This is a genomic window from Pseudoalteromonas sp. 2CM39R (assembly GCF_023161845.1).
This window is the reverse complement of sequence record NZ_JALNTM010000003.1, coordinates 40432-57680: the sequence shown is the minus strand read 5'-3', so window position 1 is coordinate 57680 and position 17249 is coordinate 40432. Positions and strand designations below refer to the sequence as shown.

At 38.8% G+C, this 17249-nt stretch carries 16 protein-coding genes; 10 read left to right on the top strand and 6 right to left on the bottom strand.

Features of this window, described 5'->3' with window-relative positions; all coding sequences use genetic code 11:
- Window positions 1–110: 110 nt before the first annotated feature.
- The gene (locus MTF66_RS07590) at window positions 111–719 is read right to left on the bottom strand and encodes a hypothetical protein (RefSeq protein WP_248526956.1); all 609 of its coding nucleotides are present in this window, start codon (window positions 717–719) and stop codon (window positions 111–113) included.
- Window positions 720–972: 253 nt separating this feature from the next.
- Window positions 973–3048: a TonB-dependent siderophore receptor gene (locus tag MTF66_RS07585; protein ID WP_248526955.1), complete on the bottom strand. Its 2076-nt coding sequence runs from the start codon at window positions 3046–3048 to the stop codon at window positions 973–975.
- Between the two features lie 161 nt (window positions 3049–3209).
- Between MTF66_RS07585 and MTF66_RS07580 the strand changes: the two genes are divergently transcribed.
- The 6 genes from MTF66_RS07580 (at window position 3210) to MTF66_RS07555 (ending at window position 8205) form a co-directional block, all read left to right on the top strand.
- Complete coding sequence (locus MTF66_RS07580; RefSeq protein ID WP_248526954.1) at window positions 3210–3836, top strand: fused MFS/spermidine synthase; 627 nt, start codon at window positions 3210–3212, stop codon at window positions 3834–3836.
- On the top strand, window positions 3823–4719 hold the full coding sequence (locus MTF66_RS07575) for a spermidine synthase (protein WP_248526953.1): 897 nt from the start codon (window positions 3823–3825) through the stop codon (window positions 4717–4719). Before MTF66_RS07580 ends, MTF66_RS07575 begins: the two co-directional genes overlap by 14 nt.
- A gap of 77 nt (window positions 4720–4796) precedes the next feature.
- Window positions 4797–5510 (top strand): type 1 glutamine amidotransferase, encoded by a 714-nt coding sequence (locus MTF66_RS07570; RefSeq protein ID WP_248526952.1) that lies wholly within the window; start codon window positions 4797–4799, stop codon window positions 5508–5510.
- A 90-nt stretch (window positions 5511–5600) separates the two neighbouring features.
- Complete coding sequence (locus MTF66_RS07565; protein ID WP_178957048.1) at window positions 5601–6077, top strand: MarR family winged helix-turn-helix transcriptional regulator; 477 nt, start codon at window positions 5601–5603, stop codon at window positions 6075–6077.
- 2 nt (window positions 6078–6079) lie between these two features.
- Window positions 6080–7144 (top strand): HlyD family secretion protein, encoded by a 1065-nt coding sequence (locus tag MTF66_RS07560; protein WP_248526951.1) that lies wholly within the window; start codon window positions 6080–6082, stop codon window positions 7142–7144.
- Window positions 7145–7155: 11 nt separating this feature from the next.
- Complete coding sequence (locus MTF66_RS07555) at window positions 7156–8205, top strand: DUF2955 domain-containing protein (RefSeq protein WP_054201519.1); 1050 nt, start codon at window positions 7156–7158, stop codon at window positions 8203–8205.
- 58 nt (window positions 8206–8263) lie between these two features.
- On the opposite strand, the gene arfB is transcribed toward MTF66_RS07555, so the two are convergent.
- On the bottom strand, window positions 8264–8677 hold the full coding sequence (arfB, locus tag MTF66_RS07550; protein ID WP_010388730.1) for an alternative ribosome rescue aminoacyl-tRNA hydrolase ArfB: 414 nt from the start codon (window positions 8675–8677) through the stop codon (window positions 8264–8266).
- 176 nt (window positions 8678–8853) lie between these two features.
- On the opposite strand from arfB, the gene MTF66_RS07545 reads away from it, so the two are divergent.
- Window positions 8854–9183 carry a hypothetical protein gene (locus tag MTF66_RS07545; protein WP_041709269.1) on the top strand — a complete coding sequence of 110 codons (330 nt, stop codon included), beginning with the start codon at window positions 8854–8856 and terminating at the stop codon, window positions 9181–9183.
- Here MTF66_RS07545 and MTF66_RS07540 read toward each other — a convergent pair.
- From MTF66_RS07540 to MTF66_RS07530, 3 genes are all read right to left on the bottom strand, one after another.
- Window positions 9170–12388, bottom strand: coding sequence for an SdrD B-like domain-containing protein (locus tag MTF66_RS07540; protein ID WP_248526950.1), 3219 nt, complete (start codon window positions 12386–12388; stop codon window positions 9170–9172). The two genes, MTF66_RS07545 and MTF66_RS07540, sit on opposite strands and share 14 nt — an antisense overlap.
- A 3-nt stretch (window positions 12389–12391) precedes the next feature.
- Complete coding sequence (locus tag MTF66_RS07535; protein WP_241773569.1) at window positions 12392–13159, bottom strand: molecular chaperone; 768 nt, start codon at window positions 13157–13159, stop codon at window positions 12392–12394.
- Window positions 13160–13292: 133 nt separating this feature from the next.
- Entirely contained in the window at window positions 13293–13802 is a 510-nt protein-coding gene (locus MTF66_RS07530) for a hypothetical protein (RefSeq protein WP_248526949.1), read from the bottom strand.
- Window positions 13803–14794: 992 nt separating this feature from the next.
- Between MTF66_RS07530 and MTF66_RS07525 the strand changes: the two genes are divergently transcribed.
- Genes MTF66_RS07525 through MTF66_RS07515 form a run of 3 tightly spaced genes read left to right on the top strand, consistent with a single transcriptional unit; the run spans window position 14795 to window position 17063 of the window.
- Complete coding sequence (locus MTF66_RS07525) at window positions 14795–15139, top strand: hypothetical protein (RefSeq protein WP_248526948.1); 345 nt, start codon at window positions 14795–14797, stop codon at window positions 15137–15139.
- A complete protein-coding gene (locus tag MTF66_RS07520) occupies window positions 15136–16725 on the top strand; it encodes a PepSY domain-containing protein (protein ID WP_248526947.1) in 1590 nt (529 codons plus the stop codon). The genes MTF66_RS07525 and MTF66_RS07520 overlap by 4 nt, the downstream gene beginning before the upstream one ends.
- Entirely contained in the window at window positions 16722–17063 is a 342-nt protein-coding gene (locus MTF66_RS07515) for a DUF3325 family protein (protein WP_075170117.1), read from the top strand. Before MTF66_RS07520 ends, MTF66_RS07515 begins: the two co-directional genes overlap by 4 nt.
- The last annotated feature ends 186 nt before the right edge of the window (window positions 17064–17249 follow it).

Genomic DNA, 17249 nt, shown 5'->3' with positions numbered 1-17249 from the left:
TATGCATACATTTTCTAAAGAGTGCGTTTAAATCAATATTGGCTTAATAATGGCACTTATGGCATGCGTATTCAAAACGAGAAACCTAAGCTAATTATAAAAAGGAGATATCAGTTCGAACAGGTTACGTCACTCATATCGAAAGTATGCGTTAAACCAGCAGGATCTTTATTAATTACTATTAGGTTATTCTTTTCAATGTAAAAAGTGTATTCGCGCATCCAATTGAGTTTCGCAATTTGCTTTAGCTCATAACGGCCAAATGCTAGCGGGCAATTTAAATACGCATAATGGTAGGCTTTACCCATCGCGCCAGGGTCTGCGGTGTAAATATAAATAGTACGATCAGTAAACGTGCTTTGTTTGTGAATATAATCAGGGGTTGATAATGAAGAACCATTGAATAAAATCCCTAAACACAAAAAAGGAATTTGTATTACACCGACTAATGTAAGAATGATAAAGAACAACCACTGAGCGATTTTATTTTTAATTATGCTTTTAATTTTTTCAGATTTGGCGAGCAGTAATATTAAACCTGTAATTACCAACACCAATTTTATATAAAGTAGATTATGGCTTAATGTATCCATAAGCCGTGGAGAGTGCCAATTTAAACCCCAAAGCGTTCCACCATGCATACTCTCCAGAAAGGGTAACAATAAACATGCCGTAATAAGAAAAATAATTAACGAGATATTATTGCTGCTTGTATCCATTGATTTTTGTCCTTTAAATCTAACCGGAGTCGCTGTTTTTTTAGTGTGATATTTATAACATAATTTAAAATGCAGCGTACCTAAAATGTTATAAACAAGATAGCTACCTAAAAGAGTAAAAGTATCTTTAAAGATGGTAAGCGGCTATTTATTATCCAAAAAAAAGCGCCTTAACCACTACATTAAGACGCTTTGGATGAAAAGCTAAATAACAAAAGTCGGGTTAAAATAGCTAATCGGGACTATGAAATTGTTAGAATTGATATGCCAATGACATCTTAAATTGAGTAGGCGCACCGGGGTAAACCCATAATGCGTTGTAGCTACTTTGGGCATATTCTTCATCAAAAATATTGTTAACACTGATATTTAACTTGGTGCGCTCGGTTAAGTTTACCTGCCCAAAAATACCAACTAGTTGATAGCTCGGTAAGTTAAATGTTAAATCGGCGGCATCGCCTAATCGCTCACTGGTGTACTGATAACTGGCACCTAGTTCTAGCTCTTTGCCAAGAACGACCGTTTGATGGTTAAGCGTTAGATTTAAGTTATTTTTAGGCACATTTACTAATGGGCTGCCTTTTTTGATTGGCACGCCCCAATCAGCATTTATTATGTCGTTTGCCGTACTGGCATCTATATAAGCGTAAGATAAATTAAACTTTGTATCATCAGTAATATAAGTACTTAAATCAAGTTCAACACCTTTACTATTTGCTTTACCAATAGGCGCTGAAAAACCAACGTTTACAGGGTCGGCTACTAACATATTACTTTTAGTGGCATCAAATAATGCTAGGGTTCCCGTTATGCCTTGGTAGCTAAATTTAGCGCCTACTTCAAATGAGTCACTGTATTCAAAGCCAAATGGGTCGCCATTTGCATCTGTACCACTTAATGGTAAAAAGCCTTCGGAGTAGCTGCTGTATAAGGTTACAGCGTTGTTTAGTTCATATACTAAGCCTACTCGTGGGCTTACCTGGCTTTGTGAACTGCTTGAAAGCACACCACTTTTGGTTTCTAAAATGTCTTGATCTACGCTATCGAATCTAAGGCCAACTAATAGCTTAATTTTATCAGTCAGATCCATTTGATCTTGAACGTATATACCATAAGCATCTTGTTGTTCGTTGTTTTCGTAGAGCAAACCTACTTCAGGACGAGCAACGTTATAATTCGGTTGATAAATATCAACTGTGTAAGTGCCATTACCGCCGCGATAACGATAAAGTCCAGTGCGTAAGTCGTATTTGTATGCGTCGGCTCCTATTAATAAGTGATGGGTAATGCCTGCGGTATCAAAATGCCCACTTAGCTCAAATTTAAGGCTGGTATCATCAACTTCATAATCGCGGTAGCGCTGTTGGCGGGTAAGTGTGCGGCCATCATCGAATAATGATTGGCGCGAGGGTGCAAGTTCAGCATCAGACGAAAACCCAGTTAGTGTAGAGCTGCGGTAGTTTGCGCCTACAACGAGTGACCATTCATTGTTTATATCGTGATTTAAAGTTACTTGGTGACCACGAGAATATACTTGCGTGTCACCATCGTTTGGATTGCCTAAATAGCGTGAGCTAGGAACAGTATTAAAATTATCATTAAGTACAACAACACCACGGTCAAATAGCTGGGCTAAATCAACGTATTCAAATTCATAAGTGATACTGGTTGAAGCGTTTATTTGATGATAAATAGATGGCGTAACCACCTTTTTATGGGTGTACACCTCATCGCGGTAGCTGTCGCTATCTTGCCATGCGCCATTTATTCTAAATGCTGTGTTATCGTTAATGCCGTTTGTATAGTCACCTTCAACGCGATTAAAGTTATCACTACCTAAGCTAAGCTTTAGCTCACCCTGTTGCTCAAATTGAGGTTTTTTGGTCACGATATTTACTGTACCGCCGGGCTCTGAGCGCCCGTATAGTGCAGAACCTGGACCTTTTAATACTTCAATGTACTCAATGTTTGATACATCACGAGGGCCGCTGAATCCGCGTCCACCGCTAAAACCATTAATTAAGTAACCCGATGGCATGTTTTCGTTACCCGATAATCCACGAATCGAAAAGCTATCCCACAATGCGCCACTGTTATTTTTACGTGAAATACTGGCAGAAAAATCCAGCGCATCTTGTAATTGAGTTATTCCTTTTTGATCAAGCACCGCGTTATCGAGGGTTTCGATTGATTGTGGCATTTGCTTTTGAGGAATATCGCCTCGGTAAGCTTGTTTATATGTAACCGCAATTTTCTCTATTGGTTGGCTTTGGGCCATGCTTTGTGCGCTTGCACTTAAGCAGGCTAAGTAAATTAATGAGTACTTCATAAAATGCTTTTGGTAACGTTATATTATAACTAAAACTATAACATGTGTTACTTTATAACAAAATGTTTTTTTGCGCTCTATGTGTGCGTCTAATTTTTATACTAGCGGCTATACAGCTATCACGTTAAGATGGATGAAAATAACACAATAAGAATAATATAATGTTAACAAAAACAAATGCATTAATTTACTTTTTAGCCTTTAGCAGTGGCTTTAGTATTATGGGAATAGAGCTGTTAGGTGGGCGCATTTTAGCGCCTTACTTTGGCAGTAGCGTACATATCTGGGGCAGTATTATTACGGTATTTATGCTTAGCTTATCATTCGGGTATTTACTGGGAGGGAAGCTGTCTATTCGTCATCCTTCGTTGACCAAATATGGGTTAATCTTTTTAGTTGCCAGTTTTATGGTGGTGCCCATTGCTTTGTTTGCTGAGCCAATTATGGCATTTATTTTTTCGCATATTGAAGACAGCCGCTACGGCTCGTTACTCGCCTCAACCGCGTTATTTTTTATACCCACCATTATTTTAGGCATGATCTCGCCCTACTCTGTACGTTTGCTGGTTACCAATAGTGAGCGCAGCGGCCAAGTGGCTGGCGGCCTTTATTTTGTAAGTACCTTAGGCAGTGCGCTGGGCACCATTATTACCTCTTTTTATATGGTACTGGCGTTTGATGTTAACACCATTATTTTAGGTTTTGCTGGTGCGTTAGGCACGCTTGGGCTAATTGCTATTAGCTTTGATAAACTTAAAGTGCGAGAGGCCGTTTATGCACAAGCTTAAATTATTGTTTATTAGTATAATGGCGCTGCTATTTTCAGCTCATAGTATGAGTAATGTTGTGCATAAAGAGCGCTCTTTATATCGAAATTTACTCGTTGAAGAGACTAGCGATTTACGCTGTTTAAAGTTTGATGAAAAAACCCGACAAAGCAGCCAAAGTTGCATGTACATTAGCGACCCTAAAAAACTGGTATTTAATTATACTAAGCTGGCTTTTTCTAGTTTATTACTGATTGATAACCCTAAAAATGTGCTCATTATTGGTTTAGGTGGCGGTACGCTTTCTAATATGATTCATGAGCTATACCCAAAGGCACACATTGAAAATGTTGAAATAGATCCTTCGGTAATTAAAGTGGCGCGCGATTATTTTAACTTTATAGAAACCGATAACGTAACTGCTAAAGTACAAGATGGGCGTATTTTTATTAAACGTGCGGCGCTTAAAAGCCAGCAATTTGATTGGATTATTTTAGATGCGTTTAATGGCGATTACATTCCTGAGCACCTACTCACAAAAGAGTTTTTTGAAGAAATAAAAAGCGTATTAGCCGAAGGCGGAATTGTTGCTGCTAACACGTTTTCATCAAGTAAACTTTATGAACATGAGTCGGCAACTTATCATGCGGTATTTGGCGATTTTATTAATGTAACAGCCAATAATAATAGTAATCGTATTATTTTAGCCGGTTATAGCAATATCCCTACAGAGCAACAAATAGCGCAGCGGGTGACGCAGCTAGCTCCGTTACTTGCCCCTTATGACGTAGATATAAAGGCAATTAGCCAGCGTATGTTTTTCACCAAAGATGGTAAAGATTGGCCAAGTGATACTAAGGTGCTGACTGATCAATACTCTCCAGCTAATTTACTTAACTTTTAGCGGCTGATATCACATGGTCACTTATATCCGGTGACCCTAGGGTATTATTAAACAGATAATATTTTAAGGAAACGGCAATGCACATTCACTTTATTATTCATGAACATTTTGAAGCGCCAGGCGCTTATGAAGCTTGGGCTAAAATGAATGGCCATACGTTGTCTTATACCCGTATTTATTTAGCTGAACCCTTACCTCAGCATACCGATGATATCGATTTTTTAATCGTAATGGGTGGGCCACAATCGCCCGCTACATCGCTTGCAGAATGCCCTTATTTTGATAGTAAAAAAGAACAAGCCTTTATTGCCAGCGCGATCACGGCAAACAAAGTGGTGTTAGGCGTTTGTTTGGGGTCGCAATTAATTGGTGAAGCGTTAGGCGCGACTTATCAACCTAGTCCAGAAAAGGAAATTGGTAAGTTTGCTATTACCCTCACCGATGCAGGCTTGAATCATCCGTTATTTAGCCATTTTGGCAGTGAGCTTAATGTGGGGCATTGGCATAACGATATGCCCGGGCTGACTGCTACGGCCAGTATTATTGCCTATAGCGAAGGTTGTCCAAGGCAAATAGTCGCTTATAGCGATTTAGTATTTGGTTTTCAATGCCACATGGAATTGACCACCGAGGTGGTTACCCTCCTCATTGCCAACGATGATTTAACCAATGCCCATAATTACCGCTTTGTTGAACAGCCCGAAAAGCTCTTAAGTCACGATTATGATGAGATGAACAATAAGCTTTATACTTTCTTAGATAAGCTTGCCGTACACTATTTAACTAAATAATACTTATTTACGTGAAGTTAAAATGCCAATTATTTACTTAGCCTGCTAACTAATGCTAAAATTTGCTGATATTCACAAGTAAGAGTTCCTATGAGTAGCAATATTCCTTTTCATGAAACACTCGATTTAACTTTATGCGGCAATATGGGTCGAGTGCACCGCTTATGTCGAGAAGCGGTAACATTAGCGGTTGAGCCGCTAGGTTTAACTCAGTCGCGTTGGACGGCAATGATCCACTTACATCATTTACCTTTAGGGGCTACGCAGCAAGCGCTGGCGACTAGCTTAGGTATTGAAATGCCCTCATTAACGCGCACCATTAAGCAATTAGAGCTGCAAAATCTAGTTATTCGACAAGTTGATGAACACGATAAACGCAGTAAAAAATTGTACTTTACCGATGAGGGTATAAAGTTATTAGAACACTTAAAAGAGCTCACAAGCGATATTAAACAGCGTTTATATGCAGGTTTAAGCACGGAGCAGCTTGATGGTATGGCGCATAGTTTAGTGCAAATGGAAGAAAACGCGCGGCGTTGTATTGTAAGCTTATCTGGAGATAAATAAGTATGACACCCGATCAAAAATTTGCTCGCTACGTTAAAGTATCGCTCGTTGGTTTTATTGTTGTATTTTTCTATTATATTGTTGCCGATGTATGGCTACCGGTTACGCCACAAGCACGGGTTTACCATCCGGTTGTGCAAATATCGCCGCAAATAAACGGCCGTGTTACCGATGTATTGGTTAGTAATAACCAAACGGTTAAAGCGGGTGATGTATTATTTGAAATAGACAAAAATACTTACCAACTAGCACTTGAGCAAGCGCAGCTCGCGCTTGATGATGCCAAACTGCAAAATAAACGACTTGATACCAACGTAAAAGCGCTGGAGGCACAAATAAGTGCAGCTAACGCTAAATTGCATGAGCAGCAGCTATTAAAAAAGCGTGGCGAAACACTCTACAAACAAAACTCTATTTCGGAGCAAGAGCTTGAAAGCATTCGTGCAAATTTTGCAGCAAGCCAATCTAATTTAGCTGCCTTTGAAGCACAGTTGGCAGAAGCTGTTTTAGCGCGTGGCGATTCAGGGCAAGATAACTTAGCACTGCGCCATGCAGCAAACCAGTTAGCACAAGCTGAGCTTAATTTATCTTATACGCAAGTGCGTGCTTTAAGTGATGGCGTTGTAGCTAATTTACAGTTACTTGAGGGCTCCTATGCGGTTGCGGGTAAGCCATTACTCGCGGTTGTAGCAAAAAAAGCAGATTTGGTGGCCGATTTTCGTGAAAAGTCACTATTAAACATGCAGCCAGGCAGTTTAGCAAAAGTGGTATTTGATAGCCGACCTGGTGAAGTATTCGACGCAAAAATTGAAATATTTGAAGCGGGTGTCAGTGAAGGACAACTTAGTGCAAATGGATTACTTAGCACCACCGAAACCAGCAATCGCTGGGTTCGCGATGCGCAGCGTCAACGTATTCATTTAGTGCTGCCAAATAACAATCAGCTTATAAATAATATGCCCAGTGGTGCGCGTGCCACTGTGCAGTTACTTCCACAATCGGCTATAGGTCAATGGTTGGGAACAGTACAGATCCGCTTTATTAGTTGGTTACATTACATTTATTAGTGGGGCAAGTAATGACACAACATGTTAGCCAAGCGCCACAACTCGATTCAAATGGTTTACGTCAAGCGCTACGGATTGCTGGCGGCTGCACTATTGGTTTTACTTTGTGCAAGTTAATGAATTGGCCAAATGGAATATTTTTTACGGTTTACCCTATGTTATTACTCGGTTTAGTGCCAAGTATTAACAAAGGCGTGATCCGTCAATTTGTTGCCAGTGCTGCCTACAGTGCGTTTATAGTGCTTATTTTACAGGGCTTATTTTCACACTTGCCGGTGTTAATGACGCTCATTATTTTTGCTAGTTTTTGCGTGTTATTTTACTTAATGAGCTCTGGTGGTGCGTTTTTATTTGGTGCGTTAGGTGCGGTGAGTTTATCGATTCAGTTACATTTTGCCAGTCATGTTGATCAAGCTAGTAGCATTTACCCGCTTATTTTAAGTAATGGTGTGGCTATTTTTATTACTATTATTATTGCGCTCTTGATGCATGGCTTGTTTCCTGATGTGACAGCGCGACCCATGCGCGCTGTACCGCACAAGGATAAAGAAAGTATTCGTCACGAGGTGTTGTTATGTGCCACGGTTGCGACTTTGTCGTTTGTGGTTTTTCAGGTGCTTGATTTGCAAGATTCAATTTCGGCGCAAGCGGCATCTATTTTAATTTTATTTTCGTTGTGTTTTAAGGCTGCGGGCACCGCAAGTTGGCAACGTATTATTGGTACACTGATAGGCTGTAATGCTGCTTTAGTTGCGCAGTTGTTTTTGTATAACCATACCGACGTTTTACTTTTTCCGGTGGCTATATTATGGATTTTATCTTTTATATTCAGTCGTTTTCATATTTTAGGTGGTGGTCCACCGGGGGTTGGGTTTGGGGTATTGACCACTTTTGGGATTTTATTTGGTCAGTCGTTAGGCCCTGGGCAAGATTTAATATACAGCGCCATGTATCGATTTAGCTCGGTGGCTGTTGCAGTAACAGTAAGCTTAAGCGCAGTGTATGTAGTGCATCGAATCCTAAACCGATTTAGCGTCACCCGCCATCATACTTATGATTGAATTAAAGGCTGCATTCGCAGCCTTTTTTATGTGCTTAACCAGAGTCAGGTTACTTAAGTTACAGCTTAATATTACCGCGGAGAGCTTTGGTTTGGCCGTGTTTGGTTTTTTTATCCATACGTTTACGCTGTGAGTTACGGCTAGGTTTGGTAGCACGACGTGCCTTATTAACCTTAGTGGCGCTTAAAATTAGATCTTTTAGCCGTTTAAGCGCATCTTCCCTGTTGAGCTCTTGAGTGCGGTGGCTCTGGGCTTTAATTATCAATACCCCTTCTTTGGTGATCCTTGAATCTTTTAAAGCAAGTAATCGTTCTTTATAAAACTCGGGCAATTTAGAGCGGTTTATATCAAAGCGTAAGTGTATAGCACTGGCTACCTTATTAACATTTTGTCCGCCAGCGCCTTGCGAGCGAATAGCGCTTAGCTCTACTTCCCATTCATCAATGGTTACGCTGTTTGAAATAGTTAACATAGTGCCCCGCTCTTTTTGCAAAAAAATGTATTATAACATCAGTACATTGACTTGTGGTGATTCAACTAATTAGATAGGCGGCCATTGCTATTTTCAATCTAATAATTGCTAAATAAATACATAAAAATTAATTTATCCTACACTTACTACATTGTTTTTTAATTCGCTTTAATTATATGAAACAAATATCTATTTTAATGTCTTTGGTATGTATGCTCGCTATTTCGTATGCTGTTTATGCCAAATCATCTCAAACGTTTAGTGCTGGTGTAATTGCACAAGAACAAGTTTATCCAATTAAAGTGTTACCTTTGGGTAATTTTCAACGCTGTTTTGTTGTTGCTGCGCAAAAAGAAGATGCGCTGTATTCTGCGTGTTATATTAAAAAGAGCGCGCAATCGATTTGGGTTGCCGAATCCGCGGGAGCGCGTTGTGAAATAAAATGTGAGTCGCATTTAAACAGTGATGGCAAAACACAGGTGCAGTACTTTACTACTGATTTATAGCAAAAATGCTGTGCCAAGGTTTCTTTATCGCGGTGGTGAGCCCTTTTATTTGTTTAACCACTTGCTTATCACACGCTGTTTGCTTTGCATTATGCGGCCCTGACAGCATCAAATAATGGGCTTCACCTTTTATTGCTTGCTTTGCTACGAACAGTGATGGATTTTCCCTTAGCAGTTTTTTATTAACTGATTTTTCAGAGGTATATGCACCATACTGGCAAAAGTAAGTCTCAGTTTTTTGGGTTTGCATATCGCCCCACTCCCCTATTTTTCGCCACTGTGGTGAGGCATATCGCCTTGCATCAACCATAAAGCTGCCATGAAGCGCCGGTATTGAATAAACATCATTAATGGTTTGCTGTGCTTTAGCTGCATTATTATATGGGCCTGCAACGAGGTAATAGCTATCACGGTTTTCATGTTTATATAACTGCAAAGCATAGGCTGCTTTATCAATTTTATTCGCCACAATAAGTGCCGATTGAAACTTTTTGAATACGCCTAATTGCACAAAATAAGGCGTGTTTTGGTTTGCTTTAGCTGCTGTTGTTGGTTGCTTATTTAAGGTATTAGCGTTATTTGTGTATACAATGATGTCTTGCAGTATTATGGTATCGCCGCTTTTTTCAGTGATGATCTGCTCGGGAAGGTTTTTTATGGTTATGTTTTCTGATAGCTGCTCATTTTTTTCTATTTCAAGAATATAACTTCCTTGAGAAACATTAGAAAAATAATAATAACCATCATATTCAGTGACCGTTGAATAATGCTTTTCGCCGCCCTTTTCTTTAAGTACAACCGTCAGTCCTGCGATAGGTTTACTCTTTTCATTGCTCGATAGATAGATAGTCCCCTCAACCTCGTTGTAGACAACTAAAGGAATGTTTACTTTGGTTTGCCCACCTCTATGAGCCAATGTTTTAATTTTCCCTAAAGAGGGCTGCAAGTAAGGATTAGACAACGAGCGTAAATTAACATCTAAAACTTGGCCACCGTAACTGCTTGGCAGCAAGACCTTTCCGTCATTATTGGTGTATTTATCTCGCCATAGGTAGTTGCCAGTAAAATTAACGTCTTGAATTGGCTCATCGCCTTGGTCAAAGATTTCATTTTCATTCCAATCTATGAACGAACTAACTTCTATTTGCCCTGAATTTAATGAGCGAGGAGTGTCAAAGTTAAAGTCTGCTTCTAAATGATCAAAACTAAATGTGCCATTTAAACCTAAAGAAAAGCGCCAATCACCTTGATTATCGACTTGCCCTGATACTTGTATATTAAATATCTCATGGCGGTATGTATACTGATGACTTAAAAGCGTATTTGCTGCAGAGTTAGACTGATAAGTCAGCTGTGTTTGATTGAAGGTGCTTTGTGTTTGTGGCCAACGTAAACTACTTCTCAAACGAGTAAGTTCTGCGCCATTATTAGTCTGCCAATCTAAGGTGTTGGTCCATTTCCAAGAGGCAATATCCATTGAAGAATAAAGCCGGTTTATTAGGTTATTCGTATCGTCATCATAAAATAGTTGGCTTGACCATGTTCCTCCGATATAACTTTTATTGATACCTAATGAGAGTCGGTTTTTAGTGGTGGTATTTTCACGCACTTCATTGCTCCATCTCATATTCCAGTTAAGGGAGTTAAAGAAATCAGTCCGGCCATTTAGGCTTAATAACAGCCTATTTTTGAGTGAGTTCTCTTGTGCTACAAATAAAGCGCTAGAAAAGTCATTAAGGGCACTGTATTCAACATTAACACTGATGTCGTTAAAAAGTGTATCAGATAGTAGGCCTCTAAAGCCGGCAAAATAAGCATATCCAGCATCGAGTTGTTTTGTGGCTAGAAAACGGTAACTGCCGTGATCTGTAAGTGTATTTAGCCCCGATGATAGGTAGCTGCTGTTATCTTGGTCAGTTTGCAAATGAGTAATTTGAGCGTCATAAGTGATAAATTCACTAATGCCATATGATAGATTGCTTTTAAAGGAATTGCTCATCGCTGTTGAAGCGTTATTAGATTGATTAAAAACGCTTTTATCTGCTTCTAAAAACTCTACTTGATAGCTTATTTTTCCGGGTGATAGAGCGTCTTGTCCTATTGTATATTTTTGAGTACGTGTGATTTGCTCGCCTTGTGAGCCAAAAAGTTTAATTTCAAAAATATTGTTGCCGTAAAACGTTTCAACATCGGTAAATCGAACCAAATTTTCGTCGTTAGCTTGAGTCGTGGCAATAAATTGACCATTTCGATACAGCTCCGCTTGCCAGCCCGGTAATGCGGGTTCTTCAATGGTAATGGTTGAAAAGTTTTGTGCCGAATGTGGGTTAGCATTTGAAATATAAAATCCCCGACCTTGATTTGAGCTAGTAATAAGCTGATCTGATTGAGATTGAATATCTCCCAATTGGTAGTGAATGCGTGCCAGTGAGTGATCTTGTTCACTTAAATTAAAGTCTTTAGTTACTTTTAAAAAGGTATTAGCGGTGTTTTCGTTTTTGTTGAATCGTAGTTCAGCTCGATGATGAAATAAGTCAAAGTAGCTATTAAGCCTGAGTAGCCCCTTATAACGATTATTAGACGATTTATAGCTTGCTGATAACGAATATTCAGATATCGGATAGGTCAGCGTTTGGTATTGGTCGTCTATAAAGTGATCGTATTGCAGTGCTTTGGACTTAATTTGTTTTGTAATACCACTTGTTACTTGGCTGTTATTATAAGTAAGCAAGCTACTAGAAAATGAAACCTGCATCAGTGAGTAATCAAAGCGCGAGTCGGTATTTAAAAGTGTATTTATGACAGATAAATCAACATAGTGGTCGTAGTCATCGACAGCCCACAATGAAACATTTTCTGAGGGAGCTAAAGTTGAGGAAAGCTCAGTATTAAGCACCAGCTCACTTGAGTCAACTTTAGCAACCAGTGTATTTTTTGACACATTTAAGCTAATTCCCATAGTCGATTTCAGGGCGCTTATGGGCAATAGCAACTTATTTGATTTTGAATAGTAGGCTTCTAAATCTGAGACAACTGAACGCCCATTTACCCTGACATTTATAATCACAAAAGCCTCCTCATCAATAGGCCATTGATAAAGAGTCGGTAACTGCTTGGCGATGATTGCTTTAGGTGCAATTAACAGTAATGTACAAAGTAATAAGCGAGCCGCTAAACCACAGCCTAATGCCCTTATGTTTAGCACTTTCTATTTGATATTAATAGGGATCGCTAACTCGATTTTACCGCCGTAAAGCTCGTTTTCTTTGTAATTGAGTGTCAAAGGTCCTGTCACAGGAGCTTGTAAAGTGATGTATACCTTGCGACGAGATAGAGGGGTATAAACGGCCACATTGGCTATTTCACCAACCATTACATTATTCTCATCAACTAATTCAAAGTTTCCATACACAGAGCGATTCCCTGTGAGTGTTTGCCAAAATGTTAGAGTCGGGCGCCCATTTTGAGTAATTAATTGCGGGTTTATTAATTCTGAGTCAGCCTCTAATTGGCCATGACGAACGATAACAGGCACGCTGTAAGCAACCTTAGGCCTAATACTTATTCCATCAGCGTCAGGGTTTTGTGATTCAGAGGCTATGATTTTAAGCACCGCCCTGTATTCGCCAACAGCAAGCTCAGCTTTTTTGCGAACGGTCATTCTGATAGCTTGCATCCCTTTTGGGGCAATAGTGCCGCGACGTGGTGAAAACCGTAGCATGTTTTTGGCAGAGCGTCCTTCAACTTGTTGCGGAGTAACATCTATAAGCGCTCCTTCTTCGGTCATATCTTTATGGGTAACAACAAGTTTAAAATCGAGATTTTTATTAGAGGTATTGCGGATAAGTAGTGAATTATTTTTAGTACGTCCATCGAAGTATAAACGGTATTCAGACAGCGCAAGGTTGGCACTACAAATTTCAGGTAGTAAAAGAGTTAGGCAAAGGGAAGCCCAACAAAAAAGTTTAAACATCATGGGACAACTCAACAACATGATAATAAAAAGTGGAGCGCGATGCTCCACACATTTTATTTTTAATGCGCAATTGCGCAAAAAAAATAAACTGAGACTAAATTAGTAAATTACTATTGCCTCAGCTTTCATAGTCTTATTGGAAAGACACATCTACAGTGTAATCTACAGTGTAAGCAGCGCCCGCTGTCAGTGTAGAATCAACGGTCATATCACCATATACATTAACGGTAATATCTGTTGCACTTGCATCAGTAGTGAAAGCAGACGCAACATTGTCAGCAGTTGTTACACTGGTTGTTCCATCTGTAGCCGTTGTTACTGGAGCAAAAGTTAAGTTAGTGCCTGTGCTTCCAGATACAGTAATATTCATTGCTGAATTTGGCGCTAAACCAGATACAGTAATTCCACCTAATTGAATGTTTGCATCTGACGCATCACAGTCACCCGATACAACGCCAGCATTATCCATCGTACATGTTGAACTTGTAGATAAGCGAATTTTACCAAAGTGCAGTGCGCTATCTTCTGCAAAAGTAGGCTCAGTCCAACCGTTTACACTTGCTTGAAATGTTTGGTTAGATGCAAGTAAAGAAGTTGATGAGATTGCTAGTAAAGCGGAAGCAGCAAAGATTTTTTTATTCATAGTTTTTCCATTTTTAAAAATTATTATTTTTTTACTTCCGTGCAAATTAGTTTAGAGGGTTATCTCAGTCCATTGTTTCGGATTTAAACACAATTGTTATCAAAATGAAATCTTTTGTTAACGTTAAGGCTTTTTAAAAGAGATAAGCAGTATGAAGTTATTAATTTTGACCAGCAAAATGCAACAAGAAAAATAGCACCGATGTAAATTGTATTTTAACGCTAGAGGGAATTATTTTAAGGCATAGTCATAGTGACTTAACTTATGTTGAATCTATATAGATGTTTATAAACTATTTTTAATCTTTCAGAACCATTTTGTAGTTTTGTATGGCTGGAGGCCTGTGCTTAAGCAGTAAAATAAAGTGGCTGCAACATCTATGCGACATGTTTGTTTATTGAGCATAATTTACGCATTACATCTCTATTGTTATTTGCCCAATTAAAATCATTACGGATTAAACCGCATTTATCAAAGATCAGATTTTTACTAACACGTCGGTTTAAAAGTATGAAATTTAATTTTCCAAGCCTGTTTTTTCATCGTTTTTGGTGGTTTTTTAGCCCTCTACGGTAATAAGTTAGTAAAAAATCGGTTTATATCAGTGGTATTTTATCCCTTGTTGGTAAAATACTGATCCAGTGTTATTTGAGGGAAATTTAAAGCTTAAAGGTCTTTAATTATTAGCTGCTTGTATCAAACTTTCTTGTTAGGCAATGTAAAAACTGATTCATGAGAGTGCTTTAGCTAACTTTTAATTTCATACACTGACGTGTATTTAGTAGATAACAACAACGCATTCAGAACAAGCACTCACTCATACAGGTTATTTTATAGTTAATTTGTAATCCAATTGCAGATCAATATTTAACTAACTCAATTTAATGCTTATCACTGCATTCAAATACAAATAAGAATTACTATCTTTTGTATTTGTTGGCGTTATAATATCGCCATCTTTTTTAGCTATGTTTAAAAGGAATTTGCAGTATATGCAGGCCTCTAACCGTCTTTTAGACTTTCCCAAACCCGTATTTTCTATGTTATGGCAATTTATGCAGCCCTTTAACTATGAATTAGCGGTTTTATCGCGTTTTTTTATCGCCATTGTGGGCGGGTATTTTTTTACTGCCGTCAGTGTGTCGCTGTTAAGTGTTGTGGTGCCGGTCTCTAAAGTTGACGCGGTTCTTTTAAGTGTGTCTGCGAGTATTTTAATTTATGCACTGGTGTTTATTTATAGTTTTTATGTTCAGTCGTTAAAAACAGTTTGGATCAGTATTTTACTAAGTATTGCAGTGCAATTTTTTATATTGTCGTTAATGAAGGGATGGTTATGAAAGGGAGTTTTTTTCGCTCAATGACCTGGTTACATACATGGGTAGGTTTACTCGTGTGTTGGTTACTGTATTTAATATTTTTTGCAGGCACCATCAGCTTTTTTAGAGATGAAGTTAGTTTATGGAATCAGCCAAGTATTCATAATATTGAGCAGCAGACAGACCGTATTGGCGCGCAAAAGCAACAAATAATAAGTGGCGTTGAGTATTTAAATGCTCAAGCCCCTAATGCGCCTAATTGGCGTATAACACTTCCTGAAGAGCGTGTACCCTATTTAACGTATGGTTATGCTAAGCCAAAAGAGCCTGAGCAGCGCAGAGCCTCTTTTGAAAATACCCGTTTAGATCCAAATAATATGCAGCCTTTAGCCCCTTTTACAGATACCCGAGGGGGAAATTTCTTTTATCGCCTGCATTTTGATTTACATTATATTGATGTAAAAACAGCGCGTTGGATTGTGTGTTTTGCAAGCTTGTTTATGCTTATTGCATTGATATCAGGGATAGTAATTCATAAACGAATTTTTAAAGATATGTTTGTTTTTAGAGCTAATAAAGGCAGTCGTAGCTGGTTAGATGTACATAATTTAAGTTCTGTATTTGCCTTACCGTTTCATTTAATGATTACCTACACCGGCATTATTACTCTGATATTTATGCTGTTTCCCCACCCTGTTAATACTGTTTATGAAGAAGGTATGACTGGCTTTTTTAAAGACTTTTCTCCTAGTAACCCCATTAATAATAAAGCAAAGGGCGAAGCTGAACTTGTGCCTGTGAAGACTATTTTGGATCAGGTTTATACTAAGTGGCCAAACGCCGATATAAACCGTGTAATGATCAGTAACCCTAACAAAGCGGCTGCCACGATTATGGTATTGGTAAGCCCTGGTAAGGCGCTGCGTGATCAAACTCCGCGCCTTATATTCAATGGCGTAACGGGTGAACTCATCGCACAAACTGATGATGAACTCACTGGCAGTAAGGCGCTATATGAATCATTAAACTCAATGCATACTGGGCGTTTAGCAGAACCATTATTACGTGTTTTATATTTTTTAGGCGGTATTGCCGGCTGCATAATGATAGCGACAGGCTGCATAATGTGGGCTAAGCGCTTACGCGAAAGAATGAAAAAAAATACTCAGCCATCTTGGGGGCTAAAGCTGGTTGAAGGGTTAAATCTAGGAACATTGATGGGACTGCCCTTGGCTACATCGGCTTTCTTTTTGGCTAATCGTTTACTCAGCAAACAGGTTACTGAGCGCGCGGATAAAGAAATACTCGCTTTCTTTTTAACTTGGCTATGTGTGTTCATCATTGCCTTTGTAAAGCGTGACAAGTTGCAGTGGTGTGTAATGGCTGCCATAAACAGTATTGCTTGCTTTAGTGTGCCAGTGGTTAATGCGCTCACCACTGAAGGTAATATAATTCAGTATTTACGTAACGATCAGTGGGCTTTATTCATGTTTGATAGTTTGTTTTTACTGTTCGGTTTGCTGTTTTTGTTACAAACCGAAAAATTACGTACTGCTCTGCAAGCTAAAAAACCAACTTCAATAAATACTCAGGAGCAAAAAGTATGATTGCCTTGCTTCCTTTTAGTTTATGTTTGGTGGCTTTTAACTGCTTTGCGCTGGCTAAGTTTAATCATTTTAAGGATGTTTTTAATAAGCGCCCCACTCAACAGCAGCGTTTGGCTTTATTGAGTGTTGCTTGGATCAGTATTTTACTAAGTTTGCTGTTATGTGTTAACGAATTACAAGGTTATGGTGGTTTGCAGTTTTGTGGCTATATGACGTTAAGTGCTTTAATTGTAATGACTTTTTATAGCTTTTTGGTGAGGTTAACTAAACTTTTTAACTTACTCATATTAGTAATATTGGCCATGAGTACGTTATTTTTTGGTTTAAATGGGCTTTAGTTAGTAAAAACCTGATCCCAAAAAATAGGCTAAATTGCGGAAAAAAATGGCAAGCCATCAGGCTTGCCAATTAAAAAGGGGGATTGTCATTATGTCTTCACCTGCTTGTTTCTTTGCAGATGCTGTCACTATAGTCTTGCTTTATTAAACTTACCTTACAGAAAGGTGATCGTTTTATTACAGCTT